Annotated in this window: 17 protein-coding genes; 8 read left to right on the top strand and 9 right to left on the bottom strand. The window is 63.4% G+C overall.

What is annotated here, in order from left to right:
* The first annotated feature begins 84 nt into the window (after positions 1-84).
* From C2U40_RS11600 to C2U40_RS11590, 3 genes are read left to right on the top strand one after another with little or no spacing between them, the layout of a single operon-like run.
* Positions 85-633 (top strand): YfiR family protein, encoded by a 549-nt coding sequence (locus tag C2U40_RS11600; RefSeq protein ID WP_233768836.1) that lies wholly within the window; start codon positions 85-87, stop codon positions 631-633.
* Complete coding sequence (locus tag C2U40_RS11595) at positions 630-1,898, top strand: diguanylate cyclase domain-containing protein (RefSeq protein ID WP_017409648.1); 1,269 nt, start codon at positions 630-632, stop codon at positions 1,896-1,898. Before C2U40_RS11600 ends, C2U40_RS11595 begins: the two co-directional genes overlap by 4 nt.
* A 2-nt stretch (positions 1,899-1,900) precedes the next feature.
* Positions 1,901-2,389, top strand: a complete 489-nt coding sequence (locus tag C2U40_RS11590) for an OmpA family protein (protein WP_011705764.1) — start codon at positions 1,901-1,903, stop codon at positions 2,387-2,389.
* 57 nt (positions 2,390-2,446) lie between these two features.
* On the opposite strand, the gene C2U40_RS11585 is transcribed toward C2U40_RS11590, so the two are convergent.
* Entirely contained in the window at positions 2,447-3,181 is a 735-nt protein-coding gene (locus C2U40_RS11585; protein ID WP_016350476.1) for a TerC family protein, read from the bottom strand.
* 118 nt (positions 3,182-3,299) lie between these two features.
* Here C2U40_RS11585 and C2U40_RS11580 point away from each other — a divergent pair, with 118 nt between their 5' ends.
* The 3 genes from C2U40_RS11580 (at position 3,300) to C2U40_RS11570 (ending at position 6,566) form a co-directional block, all read left to right on the top strand.
* A complete protein-coding gene (locus tag C2U40_RS11580) occupies positions 3,300-4,415 on the top strand; it encodes an ATP-NAD kinase family protein (RefSeq protein WP_041216318.1) in 1,116 nt (371 codons plus the stop codon).
* Between the two features lie 110 nt (positions 4,416-4,525).
* A complete protein-coding gene (locus tag C2U40_RS11575) occupies positions 4,526-4,804 on the top strand; it encodes a YfcL family protein (RefSeq protein WP_011705767.1) in 279 nt (92 codons plus the stop codon).
* Between the two features lie 97 nt (positions 4,805-4,901).
* Positions 4,902-6,566, top strand: coding sequence for an AMP-binding protein (locus C2U40_RS11570; RefSeq protein WP_103828259.1), 1,665 nt, complete (start codon positions 4,902-4,904; stop codon positions 6,564-6,566).
* Positions 6,567-6,642: 76 nt separating this feature from the next.
* Here the strand turns inward: C2U40_RS11570 and cdd are convergent, their stop codons facing one another.
* From cdd to C2U40_RS11555, 3 genes are all read right to left on the bottom strand, one after another.
* Complete coding sequence (gene cdd, locus C2U40_RS11565) at positions 6,643-7,524, bottom strand: cytidine deaminase (protein ID WP_103828258.1); 882 nt, start codon at positions 7,522-7,524, stop codon at positions 6,643-6,645.
* Between the two features lie 187 nt (positions 7,525-7,711).
* Entirely contained in the window at positions 7,712-8,398 is a 687-nt protein-coding gene (locus C2U40_RS11560; RefSeq protein ID WP_011705770.1) for an LrgB family protein, read from the bottom strand.
* Positions 8,395-8,751 carry a CidA/LrgA family protein gene (locus tag C2U40_RS11555; RefSeq protein ID WP_011705771.1) on the bottom strand — a complete coding sequence of 119 codons (357 nt, stop codon included), beginning with the start codon at positions 8,749-8,751 and terminating at the stop codon, positions 8,395-8,397. The genes C2U40_RS11560 and C2U40_RS11555 overlap by 4 nt, the downstream gene beginning before the upstream one ends.
* Before the next feature lie 159 nt (positions 8,752-8,910).
* Between C2U40_RS11555 and C2U40_RS11550 the strand changes: the two genes are divergently transcribed.
* Positions 8,911-10,620, top strand: a complete 1,710-nt coding sequence (locus tag C2U40_RS11550) for a glycoside hydrolase family 36 protein (RefSeq protein ID WP_103828257.1) — start codon at positions 8,911-8,913, stop codon at positions 10,618-10,620.
* Positions 10,621-10,692: 72 nt separating this feature from the next.
* Here the strand turns inward: C2U40_RS11550 and C2U40_RS11545 are convergent, their stop codons facing one another.
* From C2U40_RS11545 to C2U40_RS11525, 5 genes are all read right to left on the bottom strand, one after another.
* The gene (locus tag C2U40_RS11545; protein WP_039214596.1) at positions 10,693-11,199 is read right to left on the bottom strand and encodes a hypothetical protein; all 507 of its coding nucleotides are present in this window, start codon (positions 11,197-11,199) and stop codon (positions 10,693-10,695) included.
* Between the two features lie 154 nt (positions 11,200-11,353).
* Positions 11,354-12,781, bottom strand: a complete 1,428-nt coding sequence (gene sbcB / locus C2U40_RS11540) for an exodeoxyribonuclease I (protein ID WP_181014855.1) — start codon at positions 12,779-12,781, stop codon at positions 11,354-11,356.
* Positions 12,782-13,020: 239 nt separating this feature from the next.
* Entirely contained in the window at positions 13,021-14,520 is a 1,500-nt protein-coding gene (araA, locus tag C2U40_RS11535; protein ID WP_103828255.1) for an L-arabinose isomerase, read from the bottom strand.
* Between the two features lie 15 nt (positions 14,521-14,535).
* On the bottom strand, positions 14,536-15,234 hold the full coding sequence (locus C2U40_RS11530; protein WP_103828254.1) for an L-ribulose-5-phosphate 4-epimerase: 699 nt from the start codon (positions 15,232-15,234) through the stop codon (positions 14,536-14,538).
* Positions 15,231-16,922: a ribulokinase gene (locus tag C2U40_RS11525; RefSeq protein WP_103828253.1), complete on the bottom strand. Its 1,692-nt coding sequence runs from the start codon at positions 16,920-16,922 to the stop codon at positions 15,231-15,233. The genes C2U40_RS11530 and C2U40_RS11525 overlap by 4 nt, the downstream gene beginning before the upstream one ends.
* Before the next feature lie 361 nt (positions 16,923-17,283).
* On the opposite strand from C2U40_RS11525, the gene C2U40_RS11520 reads away from it, so the two are divergent.
* Positions 17,284-18,267 (top strand): arabinose ABC transporter substrate-binding protein, encoded by a 984-nt coding sequence (locus tag C2U40_RS11520; protein ID WP_029301096.1) that lies wholly within the window; start codon positions 17,284-17,286, stop codon positions 18,265-18,267.
* Positions 18,268-18,333: the final 66 nt, after the last annotated feature.

Raw genomic sequence — 18,333 nt, 5'->3', positions numbered from 1 at the left:
AAGTTCAATACTATTTCCATCCGGCTCACCCCTCGCGGGCAACCGCCCTTCCTGGGTGCTGATGTGGGCTTAAGCGCAGGCACGATGCACTCTTTTTCACTGATCCGGATCCTGGCGTGGTTGGCGCCGCTGGTTTGCACGCTGGCCCTCTCTACCGAGCCGCCCCCCCTGACCTCGGCCGAGTTGCGAGCCGAGCAGGTGCGCCAGACCGTGCTCGACATTCTCAGCTACACCCGCTGGCCGACCGAACCGAGCGAGCTGCGCCAGTGCGTGGCGGCACCGACGGAGTACGCCACCGCGCTCTTCTCCATCAAGCAGCAGGCCAACGGCCGGCCGGTCAGCGTCCATCGCTACGACGTCGATGACAAGGCGATCGGCCCCCAGTGTGACGTGCTCTATCTGGGGGTGTTGTCCCCCGAGCGACGGCTGCCGCTGTTCGAGCGGCTGCGCGGCTACCCCATTCTCAGCATCAGCGAACACAGCACCGAGTGCGTGGCGGACTCGGTCTTCTGCCTGCAGATCGGCAAGGAGCGGATCCGTTTTCGGGTCAATCTGGATGCCCTGGCCAGGAGCGGGGTGCGAGTGCATCCCGCCGTGCTCAAGCTGGCCAAGGCCGATGAGGGGGGCTCATGATCGGTTTGTTCCGCCCCCCCAACCAGCGCCTCACCTTGCGACAGAGTCTGGGACGCACCCACCTGGTGACGTCCCTGACGGCGGTCTGCATGGCCGGTGTGCTGCTGACCGGCATCGCCCTGCTGGCGCTGCGGCTCTATGCGGATCACAACCTGGAACTGGTGGCGCGGGCCATCAGCTACACCAGTGAAGCGGCCGTGGTGTTCCACGACGAAGAGGCGGCCCGCGAGGCGCTGCAGGCCATCACCACCCACGAGGATGTGGCGCGGGCCAGCATCTATCTGCCGAGCGGCCAGCTGCTGGCCAGCTGGAGCCGGGCCATGAGCACCCCCTGGTCTGGTCTTGAGCAGTATCTGGCGCGGCTCATTCTGCCTGGGCCTGTGGATCAGCCCATGCTGCGGGGCGGGGTGGAGATCGCCCGCATTCATCTGGTGGGGCACGGTCAATACCTGCTGCTGTTCCTGTTGCAGACCCTGCTGGCCATGCTGCTCTGCCTGGTGCTCAGCACCCTGGGGGCGCTCTACGTGGCGCGCCGGATGCAAAACTCTCTCACGGCGCCGCTCAAGGATCTGGCCCAGGTGGCCCACAGCGTCAGCCGCCAGCGGATCCTTGCCATGCGGGTGCCCGAGGCCAACATCGCCGAGCTGCACGCGCTCGGCCAGGATTTCAACTCCCTGCTCGACGAACTGGAAGCCTGGCAGGCCCACCAGCGGCGGGAGAATGCCAGCCTGCTGCACCAGGCCACCCATGACGCCTTGACCGGCTTGCCCAATCGTGCGCTGTTTGAGGCTCGTCTGGATCAGGCAGTGACCACCGGCCGGCTGCATGATGAGCGCTTTGCTCTGCTCTACCTCGATTGTGATCGCTTCAAGCAGATTAACGACACCCTGGGCCATGCCGCCGGGGATGACGTGCTGATCGCCCTGGCCAGACGGGTACAACATCAGTTGCGGCCGATGGATCTGGTATGCCGTCTGGGGGGCGACGAGTTTGCCATCCTGCTGACCCCCTTGTCCCAGGTGGGCGAGGCGGAAGATGTGGTAACCCGCATCCAGCAGGCCATGGCAGACCCCGTGGTACTGGGGGATGGCAGCCAGCTGCTGGCTGCCGTCAGCATCGGGATCGCGCTGTATCCGGATCAGGGGCTGACTGCCGCCGATCTGCTGCAGCAGGCGGACCATGCCATGTACCAAGCCAAACGGCTGCGTCGGGAGCTTGCACTCCATGACCAGCTGGAATTCGATGTTTCTGCTGAGGAAAAATAACAATGAAGATCCATGTCCTGATGAAAACCGGCTTGATCGGCCTGCTGTTGAGCGTGCTGGCGGGGTGCCAAAGCGCCCCCCACGGCCTGACCGCAGAGCAGATCGCCGTACTCAAGGAGCAAGGCTTTCGCCTGACCGATGAGGGTTGGACTCTGGACTTCTCCAACCGTGTGCTGTTTGCCAACAACGCCGATGCCCTGACCCCCAAGACCCGCGTAGTGGTGGAAAAACTTGGGAAGACCCTGCAGGAGGTTGGCTTGAACCGGGCGCGGATCGATGGTCATACCGACTCCAACGGGGCGGCGGACTATAACGATCAGCTCTCGTACAAGCGGGCGCAGTCGGTGGCCGACGTGCTGGTCTCGGTGGGTATGCCACAGGCCAACCTGGACATCCGGGGCCGTGGTGAACGCGATCCGATCGCCGACAACAAGACGGCTGCCGGTCGGGCCGAGAACCGCCGCGTGGCGATTGTCATCAGCAATGAATGACATGGTTGTGTAGATAAAAAAAGAGCGCCTGATGGCGCTCTTTTTTGTGGCTCGCAGTTATTCCTGCTTGAGCTTTTCGCGGTCGTGGTGACTGCGCAGGCGGATGTTGATCATCTCCACCGTCAGCGAGAAGGCCATGGCGAAGTAGATGTAGCCCTTCGGAATGTGCAAGTCCATCCCCTCGGCCATCAGCGCGAAACCGACCAGGGTGAGGAAGGAGAGGGCCAGCATCTTGATGGTGGGGTGGTTGTCGACGAAATCACCGATGGCCTTGGCGGCGAACATCATGATGAAGACGGCGATCATGATGGCCAGCACCATGACCGGCACGTGATCCGCCATGCCCACGGCGGTGATGACGGAATCCAGGCTGAAGACGATGTCGAGAATGGCGATCTGGATCAGGGTGCTGATGAAGCCTGACGCAGCGGCGCTCACGCTCTCAGGCTCGGCGGCGCCCTCCAGGGTGGCGTGGATTTCGTGGGCACTCTTGCCGATGAGGAACAGACCCCCCAGCAGCAGGATGAGATCGCGGCCAGAGATGGCTTCGCCCAGCACGGTGAACAGAGGCTCGGTGAGACGCATCACCCAGGCCAGAGAGAGCAGCAACAGGATGCGGGTACCCATGGCGAGACCCAGCCCCAGGATCCGCGCCTTCTGGCGCTGTGCCTCCGGCAGGCGGCCGACCAGGATGGAGATAAAGATGATGTTGTCGATGCCCAGTACGATCTCGAGCAGGGTCAGGGTGGCGAGCGCGACCCAGGCGGAGGGGTCTGCAATCCATTCCAGCATGATTGAACCTTGGTTGAACTTTGATTGAGGGTTGAAGCCGCGCATTCTAACAGGGGGTTATGGCTTGTCCCAGTGGCAGGAAAAGATAAAAATGGCGGCCATCCAACGGGAGGGACATATGTTTCGTTTAGGACTCATCATCAATCCGGTCGCCGGCATCGGCGGCGCGGTCGGACTCAAGGGCAGTGACGGCATGGTGGCCGAGGCGCTGGCCCGTGGCGCCGTCCCCAAGGCCCGCGAGCGGACCCGGCAGGCGCTGCTGCCACTGTGTGAACTGGCGGACCGCTTCGAGCTGTTGACGGTGGCGGGCGAGATGGGGGCCGAGCTTGCCGGCGAGCTCGGCCTGCCTTGCCGCATTGTCTATCAGCCCGCGGCAGCAGCCACCACGGCGGCCGATACCCGCATCGCCGCCGAACGGATGCGCGAGGCGGGCGTCGATCTGCTGCTGTTTGCCGGCGGTGACGGCACCGCGCGGGACATCTGTGCGGCGGTGGGGGAGGCGTGCCACGTGCTCGGCATTCCGGCCGGCTGCAAGATCCACTCCGGGGTCTATGGGGTGACGCCCGCTGCCAGCGGCCGAGTGGCGGCCCGGATGATCGCCGGCGAGCTGCTGAGTCTGGTGGATGCCGAGGTGATGGACATCGACGAGGAGGCGTTTCGCGCCGGCAAGGTGCGCGCCCGCCATTACGGCCAGCTGCAGGTGCCCGGCGATCTGCGCTATGTGCAGGCGGTCAAGCAGGGGGGGCGCGAGTCTGAAGAGCTGGTGCTGGCGGACATCGCCGCCGGTGTGGTCGAGCAGATGGAGCCCGATACCCTCTATCTGATGGGCTCCGGCAGCACGGTGGCGGCCTGCATGACGGAGCTCGGCCTCGAAAATACCCTGCTCGGTGTGGATCTGGTGGAAAATGGCCGGCTTATCGGGCAGGATCTGTCCGCCGCCGAGATCCTGACCCGGATCCGTGGCCGTCGCTGCCGGCTGATCATTACCCTGATCGGCGGTCAGGGACATCTGTTCGGGCGCGGAAATCAGCAACTGAGTCCAGAGGTGTTGCGGGCCGTCGGGCGGGACCAGATCCAGGTCCTGGCCACCAAAGCCAAGCTGGCGGCCCTTGCGGGCAGGCCCTTGCTGGTGGATACCGATGACCCGGCGCTGAACCGGTCGTTAAGTGGTTATCTGCGGATCACCACGGGATACAAGGATCAGGTCATCTACCCGGTGGCCAACCCGGAATAGGACATCAAGGATGCGGCTGGCCTGGCGCCAGAGAGCCGTGATCAACCGGATCGCGGTTCCACTCCCCCGAATTATTTTGCCGGCAACCCCGGAAAATGAGGCTGCGTTAAATGACGATTCATGATTTTGAGCACAAGTTGTTGGGACTGATAGACGGCATGGTGGCCACGGCGACCGACGATGAGCTGTTTGCCGGGGGGTATCTGCGCGGCCACATCTCGCTGGCGGTGGCGCGGGCCGAGCTGGAAGGCAAGACCCTGGTGCGGGATGTAAAGAGTTATGTGCTGCGCAGCCTGAACGAGGCCATCCTGCAGGGTGAACTCTCCGAGCAGGATGAGAAGCTGGTGCAGGCAATGTGGATTCGTTTGCAACAACAAGCAGAAGCTTGATCGGTTACACAGTTCAAACAGAAGTTTGAGTTTATTCTTCCCTGAGGTTAGTGAAAGGTTAATAATAAGTTTCGCCTTTTGTTTCAGGGATTAAACTATGGCTTCCTCCTCGCGTATTGCCAATAAACTGCCGCTCGAAATGCTCTACCAATGGGAGCGGCAGTGTCCTGACCGAGTCTATCTGCGTCAAACCATCAACCGCGAATACCTGGACTTCACCTGGGGTGAAGTCGCTGACGAGGCCCGCCGCATGGTGACGGCATTGCGTCAGCTGGGGCTGGTGGCCGGTGACAAGGTGGCGCTGCTCTCCAAGAACTGCGCCCAGTGGTTCATCGCCGATCTCGCCATGCAGATGGGGCAGTATGTGAGTGTGCCCATCTACCCCACCGCCAACGTCGATACCATCGAATACGTGCTGCGTCACAGCGAGGCCAAGGCGATTTTCGTCGGCAAGCTCGATGACTGGAAGAGCCAGGAGGCGGGGGTACCCGCCGAATTGCTGCGCATCACCTTTCCCTATGACACCATGCCGGCGGCCCATCAGTGGGACGATCTGCTGGAGCAACACGAACCCATCCCGGACAGCCCGGTGCAGGCTCCGGACTCCCTGCTGAGCCTGGTCTACACCTCCGGCAGTACCGGCAAGCCGAAAGGGGCCATGCTGAGCGTCGAGCGCTACGCCTGGTCGTGCGAGAAGCTGGTGGAGGCGGTCGGGCTGTGCGAGCAGGATCGCGGCTTCTCCTACCTGCCGTTGGCCCACATCACCGAGCGGGTCTATGTCTATGGCGGCAGTCTCTATGGCCGCGCCGAGATCGCCTTCCCCGAGTCCCTCGACACCTTCATTGAGGACGTCAAGCGCTGCCGTCCCACCGTGTTCATCTCGGTGCCGCGGCTGTGGGCCATGTTCCGCATCAAGATCCACGAGAAACTGCCCCAGAAGAAACTCGAGCTGCTGCTCAAGATCCCGTTCGTGTCAGGCCTCATCAAGCGCAAGCTGCAAAAGGGGCTGGGGCTGGATCAGGCGCGGGTGCTGGGCTGTGGCTCGGCGCCGGTGGCACCGGCCCTGCTCGAGTGGTACCACAGCATCGGCATCGAGATCACCGAGGCCTGGGGCATGACCGAGAACCACGCCTTCTCCACCCTCAACTACCCGTTTCGGGCCGACAAGATAGGCACGGTCGGCAAGGCGGGGCCGGGGGTCACCATCAAGATCTCCGACGAAGGGGAGATCCTCTGTCGCTGCGAGGGGATGATGCTGGGTTACTACAAGGATCCCGAGCACAGCCGTGAAGCCATCGACGAGGAGGGCTGGCTGCACACCGGCGACATGGGCAAGCTGGATCGGGAGGGTTATCTCACCATCACCGGCCGCATGAAGGACGTGTTCAAGACCGCCAAGGGCAAGTATGTGGCGCCGGTGCCCATCGAGGGGCTGCTCGGCCAGGAGCCCATCATCGAGCAGCTGTGCGTGATTGGCTACGGCATGCCGCAGCCGGTGGCCCTGGTGCAGCTGGCGGAGAGCGCCATGAAGGGGGATCGCAATCAGGTCAACGCCCAGCTGGAGGCGGCCCGCAACCGGGTCAACGAGCAGCTGGAGTCCCACGCCAAAATTCGCGGCATCCTGGTGGTGAAGAGCCCCTGGAACATCGAGAACGGGGTGCTCACCCCGACCATGAAGATCCGCCGTCACTTGCTGGAGCAGAAGTATGCCGACCTCGGCGACGCCTGGTCCTCTTCCCAGAGCATCATCTGGGAGTCCTGACGGGGCCCGGCAACTGACCACCACGAAACAACAAGGGGAGCCACTGGCTCCCCTTGTTGTTTCAGGCAACGGCAGGTCAGACCGCCTGATACTCCAGCTCGACCGAACCGAGCGCCTTGAGGGTGGCGCGGGCGGAGTCCTGCTGGCTGATCTGACCATCCTTGCTCTCCAGCAGCACGGCGCGGCGGATGGTGGCGAGATCTTCGCCACTCAGCACCGCGTGGGCACAGGCCATCTGCATCGGTGGCAGGCTGGGGTTGAAGGCGGCGTTTTCGGCGTAGCGACCGCAGAAGATGCGACCGTCGGCGAACTGCAGCGCCACCGCGGCATAGCCCTGGCTGTAGGGGGCGTAGCTCTGGCGGGCAGCGGCCAGCGCGGCCTGCCACAGCGGATCGTCGCTCTCAAGCGTGAGCTCGTCGTGGGCCTGCGGGCTCATCAGCGCGTCCGTGATGTCCAGATCCGCCGGGCCGAACGAGTGGGGCAAGAAGGATTGCAGCGCGCTCAAATCATCCGGCAGAGAGACTTTCAGGATCTTTGCGGTGCTCAGCTCGTTCATGAACTGACGGCAGTGGCCGCAGGGGGTGTAGTTGACGGTGATTTCTGAGATGCCGGTCTCGCCACCCAGCCAGGCGTTGGAGATGGCGGACTGCTCAGCATGGACCGAGTGGAACAGACCTTGACCTGCAAACTCCATGTTGGCGCCGAAATACCAGGTGCCGCTCAGGCCGCAGGCGATGGCACCGACGAAGAACTTGGAGATGGGGGCCACCGAGCAGGCGGCGGCCAGCGGCAGCAGGGCCAGGCGCAGGGCGCGATCGTCAAGACCGGTAGCGGCCTTCAGCGTGGCGATCTGATCCGGGGTGAAGCGAGCCTGGAAATCATCGCCCAGCATGGGCAGCAGCGCTGCCTTGAGCGGGGCGGACAGGGTATCGAGTGGCTTGGCAAAACGGGGATGCATAGTGTGTCCTCAAAGGCCAATTGGGGGGCCATTGTAGGGAGCAAGCTCGGCTAAATGTGTGAGCGTGCTCACGCCCTGACGGGCAAACGGAGGGGGATGGTAATGGAAACGTTTGTCTTGTGCAAATTGTGCGGCAGGTCGCACATCGGCGGGCCCGCAGGCCCGCCATCGCGGAAAAGGGTGTTCTTCAGCTCAACCAGTGGTAAATGGCAAACAGCAGGGGGGCCACGGCGGCGGTAAGGATGCCGCACACCACCATGGCCAGCGAGGCAAAGGCCCCCTGGGTGATGCCCTGCTCGGCGGAGGTGGCGGTGCCGATGGCGTGGGCACAGGCCCCCATGGCCAGCCCCTGGGCTTCGGGGTCGGTGACCCGCATCAGTTTGAGCAGGGGGAAGCCTATCAGGGCGCCGACGATCCCGACCACCACCACCACGGCGGCGGCGATGGCGGGAATGCCGCCCAGGGACTGGCTGACGCTCATGGCGAGCGGCGTGGTGATGGATTTGGTGGCGAGCGAGGCCAGCAATGCCGGATCGGCGCCCATAAAATGACCGATCAGCAAGGTAGTGCAGACTGAGATCAAGACCGAGCTCAGGGTACAGATTAGGATGGGCTTGAGCCTGGCCTGGATCTGGCGGGCCTGCTGATAAAGGGGCAGTGCCAGCGCCACCACCGCCGGCTCCAGCAGCGCCGTGATGGGGCGGGTGCCGCTCTCGTACTGCTCCAGCGGCAGATCGAACCAGAGCAGCAGGCCGATGATGACGGCGGTGGGCACCAGCACCGGGTTGATGATGGGCCAGGGCAGCTTGCGATAGAGGGCCCGGGTGGCGAAGTAGAGCGCCAGGGTCAAGGGAATGGCTAGCCAGAAGATCATTTGTTCATCCTCTGGTAGAGGCGGCCGACGGTGCCGAGGATCAGCACGATCCCGAGCACGATGCAGAGCATGATGAGGCCGAAGGATTGGCGCAGTGGCTCCAGCCAGGCCACCAGCCCAACTGCTACCGGCACGAACAAGACCCCCATGTGGCGCAGCAGCAGGCCGGCGCCCTGCTCAACCCAGTGCAGTTTCACCAGTTGCAGGGAGAGCAGCACGAACAGCAGCAGCATGCCGATGATGCTGCCGGGGAAGGCGAACGGCAGGATGGCTGCCAGGGTTTTGCCCGCCAGCAGGCAGGCGACGATGACCAGAAAGTCACGAAGGTACAGCAAGGCACGTTGCGCGATCACAGGAGCCCCATCTTGGTAACGGTGAACTAAGGAATACGCCAGTCTACCAGAGAGGCCGGGTCGCGGCATTAAAACAATAACAGCTGAAATCAGTTCGTTTGAGGCTGATTTAATTGAAGATTTTCAGATAGAACCCTTTTCGAACCACAAGGAGTCGCCATGACATCTCTCTTGTCCCGCCTGCGCCAGCTGGCGGACGACCACCATCTGCCCCCTTCGTTGCTGCAAACCTGCCAGTGGGAGGGCCCCCTGTGCCGGGTGCGGCTCGACAATACCGGCAGCAGCGAGGCCCGGGTCGGGCACTGGACGCTGTTTGACGGCAAGCTCGGCCTCTCGCCCGCGTGCGCCATCTACGGCGAAGGTTTCCAGATGCTGGCCCAGACCATGGGCAGCTGGCAAACGCCGCAGCCAGTGGGCCGCTGCCCCGATGCCGGTGTCTATCGGATCACCGATGATCAGGGTTATCACACGGTGCACAACCTGCTGCTGGTGGAGCATGACAAGGGCTGGCTGCTGCTCGCCTTTGCCAGTTGTCAGCGCTTTGGCGGGGAGTTTCGGCTCCACCCCGATGGTCGGCTGCAGATCCTGATGAACGGTGAGGGGCTTGCACTCCCTGCCGGCCAGTTCTGGCAGAGCGAGGCGCTGCTCTGCCTTGAGGGGAAAGATCGGGAGGCGCTGCTGGCCGAGTTGGCACAGCGGATCGAGGCCGAGCATGGCTCGCTGATCGGCCAGGTTGGCGAACGTCCCAGCGGCTGGTGCTCCTGGTATCACTACTACGCGGACGTGAGCGCCGCCGACATTCGCGAGAACCTGCAGGTGCGTGCCGAGCGCTTCCCGGCGCTGCGCTACGTGCAGATTGACGACGGTTATCAGGCCAAGATGGGCGACTGGCTCACCCCGTCGGCCAAGTTCGAGCAGGGGGTGGCGTCCCTGGCCGCCGAGATCAAAGGTGCCGGCTGCGAGCCAGCGCTCTGGGTGGCTCCCTTTATCGCCGAGCCTGGCTCCCAGGTGTTTCAGGATCACCCCGACTGGTTCGTGAAGGGGGATGACGGGTTGCCGCTGCCCTCCGAGCGGGTTACCTACGGCGGCTGGCGCTGTACCCCCTGGTATGTGCTGGATGGTACCCATCCCGAGGTGCAGGCTCACCTCGAGCGGGTGTTCCGTACCCTGCGCGAGCAGTGGGGCATCCACTACTTCAAGCTCGACGCCAACTTCTGGGGGGCCATCCACGGCGGCCGCTTCCACGACCCAGCCGCCACCCGGGTGGAGGCCTACCGGCGCGGCATGGCCGCCATCCTGCGCGGGGCGGGCGAGGGGGCCTTCCTGCTCGGCTGCAACGCCCCCATCTGGCCAAGCCTCGGCCTGGTGCACGGTATGCGGGTGAGCGATGACGTGGAGCGCAGTGGCCATCGCTATCGCCAGATCGCTCGCGAGGCGTTCTGCCGTGCCTGGCAGAACGACCGACTGTGGGCGCTGGATCCTGACTGCATCTGCCTGCGGGATCTGCCAAGCCAGCAGGCGAGCCCTGCCGAGTACCGCTTCCATCTGGCGGCGCTGGTGGCAAGCGGCGGTATGATGCTGGCCGGGGACAGGCTGCAGGATCTCGACGAGGTGCAGGCGGCGCAACTGCGCAAGCTGCTCGAGCTTTGCGCGGCGCGCGCCCCTTGCGCCCGTTTCGAGTCGATGGACTTTGCCTGCGGCGAGGTGAGCCTGCCCGAGGGCGGCACCCTGCTCTGCCTCTTCAACTGGGAGGCGCAGCCTCAGGAGTTCCTGTTGCCGGCAGGGGGCGAAGATTTCTGGGATGAGGGGGCCGTCGGTACCGCGCTCACCCTGCAGGGGGGCGAGGGGCGGGTGATCCGCTACCGCTGAGCAGGCTGGCCATCATGATTCAGGCTCCCACGGGAGCCTGAATGTATTGCGAAAGGCGCTGCTATGCCGGAGTCAGTAACGCCACTCGAAGCCGATGGCGTAATTGGCGGCGCCATAGCCCGGGATCTCGTTGCTGGAGAGCAGGGCCTTGAAGGTGAGCTGCGCAGTGAGCGGAATGCCGAGCCCCATGCCGAGGGCTACCTCGTCGTTGGTGTTGCCCATCATGTCGGCCCGGATCATCCGATAGAGCGACATGTCCTGGCTCATGTGCACATAGCTCTGGGAGGCGCGGTTATAGAGCTGGCCGAACACTTCCAGCTGGAAACCGGCCTGGGGGGTGATGGCCAGCGGCACGCCGACGAAGTTGTAGAGATCGGAGCGATTGAAATAGCTGTTGGTGATCTGGGGGGTAAAGTCGGTCTGCTGATAGAGGCGGCTGAAGTTGCTCTCGATCAGCTGGTAAGTCTGCTGCGGCAGCTGCAGCAGGTAGTCGGGGACATCAAAACGCACACCCGCCATGCTGGCCGATGGCAGCAGGGCGCAGATGAGCAAACCAAAACCGGATAATCCTGAACGCATCGGATGCGGCATCCCCAAGGGTCGATAGGCCAACCGGCCGTTAGTGCAATGTTAGCGCACAAATAATTGAAACATCAGGAGTCTTTGCTCCCCTTCCCATTATGTCGCGGGGCGGGGGAGCGTACAGTCATTTAACCGTGAGGCGGGTCACATCTCACAGATTTTCGAGGTAGTGATAGAGGCTTTTGAGGATGGCAAAGTTCCGTTCGTTACCCTGATTCTGCTCGGCCAGCGCCTCGAGGCGCGGTACATAGTCGGGCAGACGGCGGCTGAAGTAGTCGCTGCAGTGCAGCCGCCAGCGCTTTTGCTCCGTTTCGCTCAAGGTGTGCGGCCAGTTGCGGGCGCGGTAGCGAAACAGCATCTCCGGCAGCCGTGAGTCGGTGAAGGCAAACTCCCGCTCACCCAGCAGATCTGCCGGGGTGGCACGCACCAGATCCATGGTGGACTTGTCGCCGTGACCGAAGAAGCCGGCGTAGAGCTGGGTATCCGGATCGCCATCATTGCTGCCGGCAAACTCCTGATTGAACACTTCCACCAGTTTTTCCCGCACTTCGGGGTGGGCGCGCAGCAGATCCAGGCTCTTGCGGCACTGCTCCCGGTCGATGCCAAGCTGGTCGGCACGTTCCGCCGTCAGGGTGGCGGCCGGCGCCAGTACCGGGCACTTGTTGATGTGCACCAGCTTTACCGGAATGCCGGCCAGCTCCCCCAGCTCCTCTTTTTTGGTGTAGAGGCGCTCGCGAATCTCCTCGCTAGTGAGCTCGATGAGCGGGGTGGGATCGCGGGTCAAATCCACCATGATCACCGCGTTCTGGTTGCTGGGGTGCCAGGCGAGCGGCGACACCCAGCTTGCACACCCCTGCCAGGGGGAGAACATGCCAGAGACGTGCACCAGCGGTTTCATGGTCACCACGTCGATGAGGGCCTTCACCTTGTTCTTGTTGCGAAGGTCAAACAGGTAGCCGAACAGCTTGGGCTGGGCCTTTTTCACCAGCTTGGCCATCTCGATGGTGGCCAGCACATCGGAGAGCGCATCGTGGGCGTTGGCGTGGGCCACGCCGTTGGCGACTGTGAGCTTCTCCAGCTTGAAGCTCGGCTTGCCCTCTTCGTCAAACGCCCACTCGATCCCCTCCGGGCGCAGGGCGTAGCAGGCCCGCAGCATGTCGAGAATGTCCCAGCGGGAGTTGCCGTTCTGCCAGGCGTAGGCATAAGGGTCATAGAAGTTGCGATAGAGGGTGTAGCGGGTCACTTCATCATCGAAGCGGATGCTGTTGTAGCCCAGCACGCAGGTACCCGGGGTGGCGAACTGCTCGTGGATCTGACGGATGAAATCCGCCTCGCACAGCCCGTCCTTCATCGCTTTTTGCGGCGTGATGCCGGTAATGAGGCACGCCTCCGGCTCCGGCAGATAGTCAGCGGGCGGCTTGCAATAGATGACCAGCGGCTCGCCGATGAGGTTGAAATCCCCGTCGGTACGAATGCCGGCAAACTGCGCCGGTCTGTCCTTGGCCGGACTGATGCCGAAGGTCTCGTAGTCGTGGAAGTAAAAGGTCGGCTCGCTGCCGGCGTGTGCTGTTTTGCTCATGTTGCTCGAGAGGGATATCCGATGACGGTGGCGCCTGGCGCCAGGGTGGGGGTGCCATGCACCTCGGTTGCCTGCATGGTAAACCATAGCGCAGGCAGAACGAAGGGCAGACCGGCCGGCTGCCGCTTTATTGGGCAGGCCTGCATCAATGGAAGATGAAAAGGAGGGAAGGTGAGAGAGTAAAAAGAGACAACCCCGCATGCGGGGTTGTCTGCTGGACAGGTTTTCTGGTGGCGGGCTCAGTGGCAGAGCTTGTAGTAGACCTCGTTCCACTGCAGGGTCTGCTTGAGCTCGGGGATGCGGGTGTGCTGGTCGATGACCACAAACTCGATGCCCATGAGGTCGGCGAAGGTACGCAGTTGCTCGATATCCACCGACTGGGTGAACACCGAGTGGTGGGCGGCCCCGGCCAGGATCCAGGCCTCGGCGCTGGTCTGCAGATCCGGCATGGGGTTCCACAGTGCGCTGGCCACCGGCAGTTTCGGCATGGCCTCTGGCAGGTCCACCACCTCCAGCTGATTGACCACCAGCCGGAAGCGGTTGCCCAGATCGATCAGGCTGGCATTGACCGCCTTGCCGGCGGGGGCCGCGAACAGCAGGCGGGCCGGATCGGCCTTCTTGCCTATGCCCAGGTGCTGGGCATCCAGCACGGGTTTATCGGCGGCGATGGAGGGGCAGACTTCCAGCATGTGGGCTCCCAGCACCAGGTTGTTGCCCGCCTCCAGGTGGTAGGTGTAGTCCTCCATGAAGGAGGTACCGCCCGCAAGACCGGCCCCCATCACCTTGAGGGTGCGCAGCAGGGCCGCAGTCTTCCAGTCCCCCTCCGCGCCAAAGCCGAAGCCTTGCTGCATCAGGCGCTGGCAGGCGAGCCCCGGCAGCTGGTGCAGGCCATGAAGATCCTCAAAGGTGGTGGTGAAGGCGCCAAAGCCGCCGTCGGTGAGGAATTTCTTCATCCCCAGCTCCTGGCGCGCCGCCTCATAGAGGGAGGTGCGCAGCGGCCCGCCCGCCTGCACCGCTTCGGTCAGGGTGTAGGTCGCTTCGTACTCGGCCAGCAGTGCCTCGATATCGCTTGCGGGCACGGCGTCGATCACTTTGACCAGATCGCCGACCGGGTGGTAGTTCACCTGATAGCCGAACTGGATCTGGGCCTCAATCTTGTCGCCCTCGGTGACCGCCACGTTGCGCATGTTGTCGCCAAAGCGGGCGATCTTCAGGTGGCGGCTGTCGTGAATGGCGGCAGCGACCCGCATCCAGTTGCCCAGCTTGCGGTGGGCCTCTTCATCCTGCCAGTGACCGACCACCACGGTGCGCGGCAGCCGCAGCCGAGCCCCCATGAAGCCGAACTCACGGCCGCCGTGGGCGGTCTGGTTCAGGTTCATGAAGTCCATGTCGATCTCGCTCCACGGCAGATCCCGGTTGAACTGGGTGTGAAATTGCAGCAGGGGTTTTTGCAGCTGGCTGAGGGCCGGAATCCACATCTTGGCGGGAGAGAAGGTGTGCATCCACACCATGAGCCCGATGCAGCGCTCATCGTGGTTGGCATCGCGGGCCACCGCGCTTATCTCGTCGAGGGTGGTGCCGGTGGGCTTGAGCACTATCTTGACCGGCAGGCCGGCGCGCTCGTTAAGCTGGCTGGTGATGGTGTGGGCGTGATCGGCCACCTGCTTCAGGGTGGCGGCGCCATACAGGTGCTGGCTGCCGACCAGGAACCACACTTCCAGCTGTTTCATCAATTCCATCTTGGTGTCCTCTGTTTATGCTTTTGTCTGGCCGTAATAGGCGTGTTTGCCATGTTTGCGCTGGTAGTGCTTCTCCAGCAGGTAATCGGGCAGGGGGTGGGCTGCGGGGTTGATCTGGCCGGTGAGCCAGGCCATGCGCGCCACTTCTTCCAGCACCACGGCGTTGTGTACCGCGTCCTCGGCGCTCTTGCCCCAGCTGAAGGGGCCGTGGTTGGCCACCAGCACCCCCGGCATGGTGAGAATGGGGGTCTGTTTGAGGGTCTCGACGATGAGATGACCGGTCAGCCCCTCGTAATCCTCCTCCACTTCCCTCGGGGTGAGCAGGCGCGAGCAGGGGATCTCGCCGTGAAAGTAGTCGGCCTGGGTGGTGCCGAAAATGGGGATGGCGCGCCCCGCCTGGGCCCAGGCAGTGGCGTGGGTGGAGTGGGTGTGTACCACGCCGCCCAGCTCCGGATAGGCGCGATAGAGCACCAGGTGGGTGGCGGTGTCGGAGGAGGGACGCAAGGCGCCTTCCACCAGCTTGCCGGCCAGATCCAGCACCACCATGTCTTCGAGCAGCATCCGCTCGTAACTGACGCCGCTTGGTTTTATCACCACCAGATTGTGCTCTCGGTCGATGCCGCTCACGTTGCCCCAGGTGAAGGTCACCAGCTCGTGGCGCGGCAGATCCAGGTTGGCGACGAGCACCTGCTCCTTGAGCATCTTGAGGTTCATGCCGGTACTCCCCGGTTGTAGAGCGACTCGGCGGCGGCGCCCCAGGCGAGGTAGCGCTGGTAGAGGCGCTCGTATTCGACGACCCGCTCAGGGTCAGGCTGGTGGGTGCGCTCCACGGCGCTCGCCATGTGGTGCTGGGCCATGGCCACATCGGCGTGGATCCCGGCCGCCACGGCGGCAAAGATGGCCGCACCCAGGGCGCAGCACTGATCCGAGGCCACCACCTGAATGGGCCTGTTCATCACGTCGGCGCAGGTCTGCATCACGATGGCCGATTTGCGGGCGATGCCGCCAAGGGCGATCACCTGCTCCACCGGCACCTGCTGACTGGTCATGCACTCCATGATGCTGCGGGCGCCAAAGGCGGTGGAGGCCACCAGGGCACCGAACAGATCGGGCGCATCGGTGCCGAGGTTGAGCCCGGTGACGGTGCCCTGCAGGCGCTGGTTGGCGTAGGGGGTGCGGCGACCGTTGAACCAGTCGAGCACCACCGGCAGGTGGGCCAGATCGCGCTGCTGCTCCCAGGCGGCGGCGAGGCTTTGCAGCAGCTCCCGCTTGTGGGCCTCGATGGCGGTGCGCAGCTCCGGATACTGGGCGGCGAGGCTCTCCAGCGGCCAGCCGAGCTGGCGCTGATACCAGGCATAGATGTCGCCAAACGCCGATTGTCCCGCCTCCAGCCCCACCATGCCCGGCACCACGCTGCCGTCCACCTGGCCGCAGATCCCGGCAATGGCGCGATCACCTATGGTGGCTTCGTCGGCGATCAGGATGTCGCAGGTGGAGGTGCCTATCACCTTGACCAGCGCATTGTTGCCGGCCCCGGCCCCCACCGCCCCCATGTGGCAGTCAAAGGCGCCGCCGGCGATCACCACTTCACAGGAGAGATGCAGCCGCTCCGCCCACTCCGGGGTCAGGGTACCGACCGGCAGATCGGCGGTCCAGCTGTCGGTAAAGAGGGGGTAGTCGAGATCCTCGGTCAACAGCGGATCCAGTGCGTTGAGAAACTCGGCGGGGGGCAGGCCGCCCCAGCTCGGGTGCCAGAGGGACTTGTGGCCGGCGGAGCAGCGTCCGCGCCGGATGTCGGCCGGGGCCTGGGTGCCGCTCAGGATGGCGGGAACCCAGTCGCACAGCTCGATCCAGTTGCAGGCCGCAGCGCGCACCGCTGCGTCAGCGCGGGAGACGTGCAGGATCTTGGCCCAGAACCACTCGGAGGAGTAGACCCCGCCGATGTAGCGGCTGTAGTCGGGGAACTGGCCGCCGTGGCACAGGGTGGTGATGGCCTCGGCCTCCTCGATGGCGGTGTGATCCTTCCACAGCACGAACATGGCGTTGGGGTTGTCGGCAAACTCCGGACGCAGGGCCAGCACACGGCCCTCCTCGTCGATGGGGGCCGGTGTGGAGCCTGTGCTGTCCACCCCGATGCCGCGCACGGCGGCGCGCTGACTCGGGGTGAGCTGGCTCACCACTGCCACCACCGCCTGCTCCATGGATTCCAGATAGTCGAGGGGGTGGTGGCGAAACTGGTTGGTGACCGGCTGGCAGTAACGACCGGCCTGCCAGCGCGGGTAATAGACGACCTGGGTTGCCAGCTCGGCGCCGTCGTGGCAGCGCACGGCGAGTGCCCTGACCGAATCGCTGCCGAAATCGAGTCCGATGGTGATCTGCTCGGACCTGGGGTGCTCAGACATAAGTGCTCCTGACCATCAATGAGGGGTGACTGGTGAGGAACCATAGGAGATGGACCGGATGGGCGGTTAGCCATTGGCTGCTGGAAATATGGATTTAAACGCTATGCCAGCAAGAGGGTGACGGCCATCGAAGATCCGCTATGTGATTATTTTGCTGAAAACATAGACAAAACGGCTGCAATTTCATGGCGTGATCCTGCTCTCCATTTTTCCATGTGAAAACGATTACAACTTGGTTCGCTCAACTAGCAACAACAATAACGTCCTGTTTAAGCATGTTTTTATATGGCTGCGACTTGATTGACTCAATGAGCAGCACGGCGTGGATACATGGATTGATAGAACACCTGGAGACACTCGCATGAACAAAATCGTTAACAGCATGATCGCAATGGGGTTTGCCCTTGGTATGGCAAATTCTGCTTTCTCGGCCGAGGCATTGAAGCTGGGCTACCTGGTCAAGCAGCCGGAGGAGCCCTGGTTCCAGACCGAATGGAACTTCGCCGACAAGGCGGGCAAGGATCTCGGCTTCGAGGTGATCAAGATCGCCGTCCCCGATGGCGAGAAGACCCTCAATGCCATCGACAGCCTGGCAGCCAACGGTGCCAAGGGCTTCGTCATCTGCACCCCGGATCCCAAGCTCGGGGCCGCCATCATGGCCAAGGCCAACAGCATGGATCTGAAGGTCATCACGGTGGATGACCAGTTCGTCAACGCCAAGGGCCAGCCCATGGAGCAGGTGCCGCTGGTGATGATGGCCGCCACCAAGATTGGTGAACGCCAGGGCCAGGAGCTCTACAAGGAGATGCAAAAGCGTCAGTGGGACGTGAAGGCGACCGGGGTGCTGGCCATCACCGCCGACGAGCTCGACACCGCCCGCCGCCGGGTCGAAGGCTCCTTGAGTGCGCTCAAGGCCGCCGGTTTCCCCGAGGCCCAGATCTACCGCTCACCCACCAAGGCCAACGACATTCCGGGGGCGCTGGATGCCGCCAACTCCATGCTGGTGCAGCATCCCGAGGTGAAGAACTGGCTCATCGTCGGCATGAATGACAACACGGTGCTGGGCGGCGTGCGCGCCACCGAAGGACAGGGCTTCAAGGCCGAGAACGTCATCGGCATCGGCATCAACGGGGTGGATGCGGTGAACGAGCTCTCCAAGTCCAGCGCCACCGGCTTCTTGGGCTCCCTGCTGCCAAGCCCGGACGTGCACGGCTACAAGAGCATCCAGATGCTTCATGACTGGGTGGTCAACGGCGCCGAACCTGCCAAGTTCACCGAAGTGACCGACGTGGTGCTCATCACCCGCGACAACTTCAAGGTCGAGCTGCAGAAGAAAGGTCTGTGATTGACGCCATTTAAACCCTGACACCGAGACCGGCATGGCGCAGTGCGCCATGCCGGTCGGCTGGAG

The sequence above is a fragment of the Aeromonas sp. ASNIH4 genome (genome assembly GCF_002934425.1).
GTDB lineage: Bacteria > Pseudomonadota > Gammaproteobacteria > Enterobacterales > Aeromonadaceae > Aeromonas > Aeromonas hydrophila.
The sequence above is the reverse complement of the archived record's forward strand: the minus strand, read 5'-3'. Positions and strand labels throughout refer to the sequence as shown.

Excerpts from the sequence above, each read along its gene's own strand:
- C2U40_RS11600 (WP_233768836.1), top strand. The coding sequence starts at position 85 with ATGCACTCTTTTTCACTGATCCGGATCCTGGCGTGGTTGGCGCCGCTG.
- C2U40_RS11595 (WP_017409648.1), top strand. The coding sequence starts at position 630 with ATGATCGGTTTGTTCCGCCCCCCCAACCAGCGCCTCACCTTGCGACAG.
- C2U40_RS11590 (WP_011705764.1), top strand. The coding sequence starts at position 1,901 with ATGAAGATCCATGTCCTGATGAAAACCGGCTTGATCGGCCTGCTGTTG.
- C2U40_RS11585 (WP_016350476.1), bottom strand. The coding sequence starts at position 3,181 with ATGCTGGAATGGATTGCAGACCCCTCCGCCTGGGTCGCGCTCGCCACC.
- C2U40_RS11580 (WP_041216318.1), top strand. The coding sequence starts at position 3,300 with ATGTTTCGTTTAGGACTCATCATCAATCCGGTCGCCGGCATCGGCGGC.
- C2U40_RS11575 (WP_011705767.1), top strand. The coding sequence starts at position 4,526 with ATGACGATTCATGATTTTGAGCACAAGTTGTTGGGACTGATAGACGGC.
- C2U40_RS11570 (WP_103828259.1), top strand. The coding sequence starts at position 4,902 with ATGGCTTCCTCCTCGCGTATTGCCAATAAACTGCCGCTCGAAATGCTC.
- cdd (WP_103828258.1), bottom strand. The coding sequence starts at position 7,524 with ATGCATCCCCGTTTTGCCAAGCCACTCGATACCCTGTCCGCCCCGCTC.
- C2U40_RS11560 (WP_011705770.1), bottom strand. The coding sequence starts at position 8,398 with ATGATCTTCTGGCTAGCCATTCCCTTGACCCTGGCGCTCTACTTCGCC.
- C2U40_RS11550 (WP_103828257.1), top strand. The coding sequence starts at position 8,911 with ATGACATCTCTCTTGTCCCGCCTGCGCCAGCTGGCGGACGACCACCAT.
- C2U40_RS11545 (WP_039214596.1), bottom strand. The coding sequence starts at position 11,199 with ATGCGTTCAGGATTATCCGGTTTTGGTTTGCTCATCTGCGCCCTGCTG.
- sbcB (WP_181014855.1), bottom strand. The coding sequence starts at position 12,781 with ATGAGCAAAACAGCACACGCCGGCAGCGAGCCGACCTTTTACTTCCAC.
- araA (WP_103828255.1), bottom strand. The coding sequence starts at position 14,520 with ATGGAATTGATGAAACAGCTGGAAGTGTGGTTCCTGGTCGGCAGCCAG.
- C2U40_RS11530 (WP_103828254.1), bottom strand. The coding sequence starts at position 15,234 with ATGAACCTCAAGATGCTCAAGGAGCAGGTGCTCGTCGCCAACCTGGAT.
- C2U40_RS11525 (WP_103828253.1), bottom strand. The coding sequence starts at position 16,922 with ATGTCTGAGCACCCCAGGTCCGAGCAGATCACCATCGGACTCGATTTC.
- C2U40_RS11520 (WP_029301096.1), top strand. The coding sequence starts at position 17,284 with ATGAACAAAATCGTTAACAGCATGATCGCAATGGGGTTTGCCCTTGGT.